This window comes from Enterobacter sp. K510 (assembly GCF_055804875.1).
Genome location: NZ_JBNRLQ010000015.1, coordinates 103,188 through 109,820 on the forward strand (window position 1 = coordinate 103,188; position 6,633 = coordinate 109,820).

The window sequence follows — 6,633 nt, forward strand, 5'->3', positions numbered from 1 at the left end:
AGAAAAAGAGATTTTCTTTTATTTCACGGCTTCAGGGAAATATATATTCAGGGGGCGAATAATAAGAAGTGAGTTATTTATAATATAAATATGAAGCACTGCTCCCCATCAGTTCGGGGAGCAGAGTGAGGGGCAAAATCAGTCGATACCTTTGCTGCGCAGGTAATCTTCATAGTTGCCGCTGAAGTCGATCACACGCTCAGGGGTGATTTCAATCACGCGGGTCGCCAGCGAGCTGACGAATTCGCGGTCATGGGAAACGAAGATCAGCGTGCCCTGGTACATTTCCAGCGCCATGTTCAGCGATTCGATAGATTCCATATCCAGGTGGTTGGTGGGTTCATCCATCACCAGGATATTCGGGCGCTGCATCATCAGCTTGCCAAACAGCATACGGCCTTTTTCACCACCGGAGAGGACTTTCACCTGTTTCTTGATGTCGTCCTGGCTGAACAGCAGACGGCCCAAAATACCGCGCACTACCTGCTCGTCGTCGCCCTCCTGTTTCCACTGGCTCATCCAGTCGAAGACGGTCATGCCATTTTCAAACTCATATTCGTGATCCTGGGCGTAGTAGCCAATTTTCACGTTTTCCGACCACTTCACAGTGCCGGTGTCCGGCGTTAAATCGCCGACCAGGGTTTTCAGCAGGGTAGATTTACCCACGCCGTTGGTGCCGAGGATCGCCAGCTTCTCGCCCACTTCCAGCAGCAGATTAACGTTTTTGAACAGCGGGCCGTTATCGAAGCCTTTGCTGAGCTGCTCCACTTCCAGCGCATTACGGAACAGTTTTTTATCCTGCTCAAAGCGGATGAACGGGTTTTGGCGGCTGGAGGCTTTGACTTCGTCCAGCTTGATTTTGTCGATCTGACGGGCGCGGGAGGTCGCCTGACGGGATTTAGAAGCGTTCGCGCTAAAGCGGCTCACGAAGGCCTGCAAATCGGCGATCTGGGCCTTCTTCTTGGCGTTGTCCGCCAGCAGACGCTCACGCGCCTGAGTCGCAGCGGTCATGTATTCGTCGTAGTTGCCTGCATACACGCGCAGCTCGCCGTAATCCAGATCCGCCATGTGCGTACACACCATGTTCAGGAAGTGACGGTCGTGCGAGATGATGATCATGGTGCTGTTACGTTCGTTCAGCACCTGCTCCAGCCAGCGAATGGTATCGATGTCGAGGTTGTTCGTCGGTTCATCGAGCAGCAGTATGTCAGGGTTGGCGAACAGCGCCTGGGCCAGCAGCACACGCAGTTTCCAGCCTGGCGCGACTTCGCTCATCAGGCCGTAGTGCTGTTCCAGCGGAATGCCCACGCCGAGCAGCAGTTCACCGGCGCGGGATTCAGCAGAGTAGCCGTCCATTTCGCCATACTGCACTTCCAGATCGGCCACTTTGTAGCCGTCTTCTTCGCTCATTTCCGGCAGGCTATAGATGCGGTCACGCTCCTGCTTCACTTCCCACAGCTCGGTATGCCCCATGATCACCGTATCGAGCACGCTGTATTCTTCGAAAGCGAACTGATCCTGACGCAGCTTACCGATGCGCTCGTTGGGATCGAGGGAGACGTTGCCCAGCGTCGGCTCTAAATCGCCGCCGAGGATCTTCATAAAGGTGGATTTTCCGCTACCGTTGGCGCCAATCAGGCCGTAACGGTTGCCGCCGCCAAATTTGACGGAAATGTTTTCAAACAGCGGCTTAGTGCCGAACTGCATGGTGACGTTGCTGGTAACTAACACGGCGTTATCCTAAAAATGTGTGACAAACCGTGCATTATGCCACAATTCCGAATTGAAATCGCGCACCGTGATAAGCGGCTACACTGTAGCTTTCAGAAAAAAATGTGATTTCGTACACATCTGAATTCCATGCGCGGGGGAATGCACATATAATGCGCTCCCATCTCCATTAAGACTTTAACTCAACGGCCGGATGGCCAGTGGCAAAGATACCTCGCACAACATGAAAATTAAATTAACAACGATTTTAGCGGCGGCTTTCGCGGTAGTAGGGTTTTGCAAATCTGCCTCTGCAGTAACTTATCCACTGCCAACCGACGGCAGCCGTCTGGTTGGCCAGAACCAGGTCATCACCATTCCGGAAGGGAACCAGCAGCCGCTGGAGTACTTTGCGGCGCAATATCAGATGGGCCTGTCTAACCTGCTGGAAGCGAACCCGGGCGTGGACACTTACCTGCCGAAAGGCGGTAGCGTACTGAATATCCCGCAGCAGCTGATCCTGCCGGACACCGTTCATGAAGGCATTGTGATCAACAGCGCCGAAATGCGCCTCTACTACTACCCGAAAGGCACCAACACGGTGATCGTGCTGCCGATTGGTATCGGTCAGTTAGGCAAAGATACGCCGATCAACTGGACCACTAAAGTTGAGCGTAAAAAAGCCGGCCCGACCTGGACGCCGACTGCCAAAATGCATGCGGAATATATTGCCGCCGGCAACCCGCTGCCCGCAGTAGTTCCGGCTGGCCCGGATAACCCGATGGGTCTGTACGCGCTCTACATTGGCCGTCTGTATGCCATTCACGGCACCAACGCCAACTTTGGTATCGGCCTGCGCGTAAGCCATGGCTGCGTGCGTCTGCGTAACGAAGACATTAAGTTCCTGTTCCAGAACGTGCCGGTCGGCACCCGCGTTCAGTTTATCGATGAGCCGGTGAAAGCCACCACCGAGCCGGATGGCAGCCGTTATGTGGAAGTGCACAATCCGCTGTCCACCACCGAAGCGCAGTTTGAAGGCGGGGAAATCGTGCCGATCACCCTGACCAAGAGCGTGCAGAGCGTGACCAGCCAGGCTGACGTTGACCAGGCTGTTGTTGAGCAGGCAATTGAAAACCGCTCCGGGATGCCGGTTCGTCTGAACTGATCCTGCCCCGGCGGTAAACAAAAAAAGCGATGGGAAACCATCGCTTTTTTTATCCGTGATTGACCATGATAATGCCGCCATGATCGTAGCGATAATGGCAGTGGGCATACTCCAGCGGCGTGCCATCTTCCAGATAAACCACCTGCTCCACTTCCAGCACCGGATCGGTGTCATCGCAGCTCAGGTAACGTTTATCCTCGGCGTTCGGCTTCAGGGCGCGCACCACGCGGTACGAGCCCATAAGTTTCAGCGCCAGGGTGTCCTGCACATAGCGAAACACGGAACTTTGCAGATGGCCGCGGTTAAGGCCGGGCACCAGCGCCACCGGCATCAGCGTAAACTCCAGCGAGACCGGTTCGCCGTCAAGCAGCCGCAGGCGCACGAAGTCATAGACCGGCGCATCGGCGTCGATCAGCAGCGAGGCCTGCTCTTTTTCATCGGCAAAGCGTAAATCGAAGCGGATGATCTCGCTGGTGACGGTGCCGACGTTTTCCCAGGTTTTGGTCGCGCCGAAATAGTCGCTGCCGGGCAGATCCCACTGCGAGAGCTGAAGGAAGTTCTTGCGGATAAAGGTGCCCTGCCCCTGACGGGTATACACCAGCCCTTCGACGATCAGCTGGCGTATCGCCTGCTGGATAGTCATGCGGCTGGTGCTGAACTCCGCCGCCAGAGCGAACTGATCGGGCAGCGGCTCGCTGGCAGAATACTGCCCGCTCATGATGCGCTGCTTAATTTCCCGCGCGATAGAAACGTATTTCGCCGACATTGCCCGTTCCTTTTATTATTCGACTATCCCACTGTTTTTTAAGGCCACTCGCTCGGCTATCTTGAGGAAAGGCAGGTAGAAGAATACACCAAAGACGATGATTATCAACTGAACGACCACCGCCCGCCAGTCCCCCGCCGTCGCCAGCCAGGCGCTTAAAACCGGCGGCGTGGTCCAGGGGATCATCACCACGCAGCGCGACATCAACCCGAGGGTGGTGCAGATCCAGGCAAAGAAAATCCCGATTGCAGGCAGGAGCACAAAGGGGATCATCAGCGGAATGTTAAACACAATCGGCAGCCCGAAAATTACCGGCTCGTTGATGTTAAACAGTCCCGGCGAAATGGACAGGCGCGCCACCTGTTTCGCCGCCTTCTGGCGCGAGAACAGAAAGATGGCGATAAGCAGCGACAGCGTGCTGCCGGTGCCGCCAATCATGCCGAAGGTCGGCACAAAGATATTGTTGATGATATGCGGGATCGGCTGCCCGTTGGCAAAGGCGATCATATTTTCGTTGGTGTTAATCAGCAGGAACGGCTCCAGCACCACGGCGTTAACCACCGACTGATGGATCCCCAGCGTAAAGAGAAAGTTGCCGAAGCTGTAGATAAAGAGCGTACCCGGCAGACTGGTGTTGATCAGACGCAGTGGCTGCTGGATGAGCGTGGTGATCAGGTGGATCAGATCGGTATGCAGCACGTTCGACAGCAGCGCCGCGATGATGGCGAAGGTGGAGAGCGTAAAAATGGTCGGCAGCAGCGCGGAAAAGGATTTGCTCACCGCCGGCGGCACGTTTTCGCCCAGAGAAATATCGAGCTTTTTGATCCCGGCAATGCGGATAAACAGCTCGGTGGACAGCAGGCCGATGATCACCCCGGCGAAAATCCCGGTGGTGCCAATGTTGGCGAACGACAGCAGCTGGCCGACGGTTACCGTCGTCTTGCCGCCCACCGGCACCACGTCGAGCTGGATCGGCATCATAATGATAAAGCTGGATAAGGCGATCACCACTGCCGAGACCGGGTTGTCGAAATTTTTGTTGCGCGCCAGCGACCAGGCGATCATCGGCGCGATCAACAGCGCCGCAATGTTCAGCGTGCCGTTGATAATGACATCGCCCCACACTTTAAAGCGCGTGAGCAGCTCCCCGTCCATCACCCAGGGAAACACCACGTTATTCACCAGCACCGCCAGCCCGGCGAGAATGAAAATGGGCATCACCGCCGCAAAGGCATCGCGCAGCGAGCGCAGATGCACCTGGTTGGCGATACGGGCGGAGAACTCAACAAATCGATCAACAAACGACTGCATATTCGGTTTCATGTTTGCATCAGACATCGCAGATACCTTCCCTTCAATCAGTCACAAAACGGTCCGGCAGGCGGGATCACATCTCGTCGCCGTTACTGTGGATCACACGTTTAAACCAGGCGTAGCTCTTTTTCGGCACCCGTTTCAGATCTTTCAGATCGTGGTTTTCCCGGTTCACATACACCACGCCGTAGCGCTTACGCATGTCCCCCTGCGAGCTGAGAATGTCAATCAGCCCCCAGCCGAGATAGCCAATCACCTGCGCGCCGTCCTCAAAAATGGCGTCTTTCATGGCCTGCAAATGGGCGCGGTGATACTCGATGCGGTACTGGTCGTCGATGGGGTTTACGCCGTCCCAGGATTCGATCACGCCGATGCCGTTTTCAATGGGGAACACCGGCAGCCGCCAGTCGTTGTAATAACGGGTGATAATGGTGCGAAAGCCGAGCGGATCGATCTGCCAGTTCCATTCGGTGGCCTTCAGGAACGGGTTATTTTTATCGCCGTGCAACAGGTAATAGTTCACCGGCGTCCCGTCAGGGATGGCATCGCTGTCCAGCGTTTTACTGGCGTAGTAGCTGAACGCCATATAATCATTTTTCACCCGGGCGATTTCTTCCAGATCCTCGTCGCGGAAAATATCCCCGAAGCCTTCGCGCTCCACCACCGCCATCACCGCCGGGCTGTAGCCCTGACCGGCAAAGACGCGCAGCAGGTTCTGGTTGAGGAATTCGTCATACTGCTGGGCGCAGAAAATATCCTGCGGCTTACAGGTGGCGGGATAGATCAGCTGATGCGCCAGCATGCCGCCCATCAGCTGCCCCGGTTTGGTGTCATGCAGATAGTGTGTGAGGCGGACGTGGGCCATCATCACGTGATGCGAAATCTGGTACAGCTCGCGCAGCGTTTTCTCGCCTTCGAGATAGCCGCCAACCTTAAAGGCTTCCGGCATGTGGTAGATATTCTGCTCGTTAAAGGTCAGCCAGTACTTCACGCGGTCGCCAAAGCAGTCGATCATCTTTTTACCGTAGCGAACGAACGCCTCCATGACGTGACGATCGGTAAACCCGTTGTACGTCTGCGCCAGCGCCAGCGGCATATCGAAGTGATACAGGCAGATCATCGGCTCGATGCCGCGCGCCAGCAGCTCGTTGATAAAACGATCGTAAAAGGCGATGCCCTCGTCATTGAACTCTCCGTCGCCCTGCGGGCAGACGCGGCTCCAGGCGATCTGGAAGCGGTAGCAGTTCATGCCGAGATCCTGCATCAGGTCGAAATCTTCGGCATAGCGATGGTAGGAGTCGGTCGCCACTTTCCAGTCAGAGGCAAATTCGCTGGCTTCGCGAATATCGTAAACCGACGGCCCTTTTCCCCCTTCGTCCCACGCCCCTTCCGTCTGCATACTGGATACCGAGTTACCCCACAAAAAACCCGCCGGTAAGGATTTAGTCATCATCTGATCTCCGCTGGTGATTATGTAAAGTCATTTAGTTTATATGACTAGTCATATAGCGGATGCGGATAAGGCAGGCAAAGAGAGGGTGCTGGTTTTGTGAGCAGCGCCGTAAAGATCGCGTAATGATCTCTTGCATGCGGCAGGTTGCGCTTTTATTGATGGTGGTAGGTTGCGCTCTTATTAATATTGCGGAACAACGGAACACCGGATGGCGAGAGCGCGCAA

General features: G+C 55.3%; 5 protein-coding genes. 1 reads left to right on the plus strand and 4 read right to left on the minus strand.

Annotated features, from left to right (window positions below; genetic code table 11):
- Window positions 1-138 precede the first annotated feature (138 nt).
- Window positions 139-1,731 carry an ABC-F family ATPase gene (locus tag ACQUTD_RS20740; RefSeq protein WP_072567938.1) on the minus strand — a complete coding sequence of 531 codons (1,593 nt, stop codon included), beginning with the start codon at window positions 1,729-1,731 and terminating at the stop codon, window positions 139-141.
- Between the two features lie 223 nt (window positions 1,732-1,954).
- On the opposite strand from ACQUTD_RS20740, the gene ldtB reads away from it, so the two are divergent.
- Complete coding sequence (gene ldtB / locus ACQUTD_RS20745; protein WP_072569424.1) at window positions 1,955-2,875, plus strand: L,D-transpeptidase; 921 nt, start codon at window positions 1,955-1,957, stop codon at window positions 2,873-2,875.
- A gap of 49 nt (window positions 2,876-2,924) precedes the next feature.
- Here ldtB and ACQUTD_RS20750 read toward each other — a convergent pair whose 3' ends face one another.
- Genes ACQUTD_RS20750 through ACQUTD_RS20760 form a run of 3 tightly spaced genes read right to left on the minus strand, consistent with a single transcriptional unit; the run spans window position 2,925 to window position 6,405 of the window.
- Entirely contained in the window at window positions 2,925-3,641 is a 717-nt protein-coding gene (locus ACQUTD_RS20750) for a GntR family transcriptional regulator (protein ID WP_072567937.1), read from the minus strand.
- Between the two features lie 15 nt (window positions 3,642-3,656).
- Window positions 3,657-4,979, minus strand: a complete 1,323-nt coding sequence (locus ACQUTD_RS20755) for a PTS transporter subunit EIIC (RefSeq protein WP_473277355.1) — start codon at window positions 4,977-4,979, stop codon at window positions 3,657-3,659.
- Between the two features lie 49 nt (window positions 4,980-5,028).
- On the minus strand, window positions 5,029-6,405 hold the full coding sequence (locus ACQUTD_RS20760; protein WP_473277357.1) for a family 1 glycosylhydrolase: 1,377 nt from the start codon (window positions 6,403-6,405) through the stop codon (window positions 5,029-5,031).
- Window positions 6,406-6,633 lie beyond the last annotated feature (228 nt).

Excerpts from the sequence above, each read along its gene's own strand:
- ACQUTD_RS20760 (WP_473277357.1), bottom strand. The coding sequence starts at position 6,405 with ATGACTAAATCCTTACCGGCGGGTTTTTTGTGGGGTAACTCGGTATCC.
- ldtB (WP_072569424.1), top strand. The coding sequence starts at position 1,955 with ATGAAAATTAAATTAACAACGATTTTAGCGGCGGCTTTCGCGGTAGTA.
- ACQUTD_RS20755 (WP_473277355.1), bottom strand. The coding sequence starts at position 4,979 with ATGTCTGATGCAAACATGAAACCGAATATGCAGTCGTTTGTTGATCGA.
- ACQUTD_RS20750 (WP_072567937.1), bottom strand. The coding sequence starts at position 3,641 with ATGTCGGCGAAATACGTTTCTATCGCGCGGGAAATTAAGCAGCGCATC.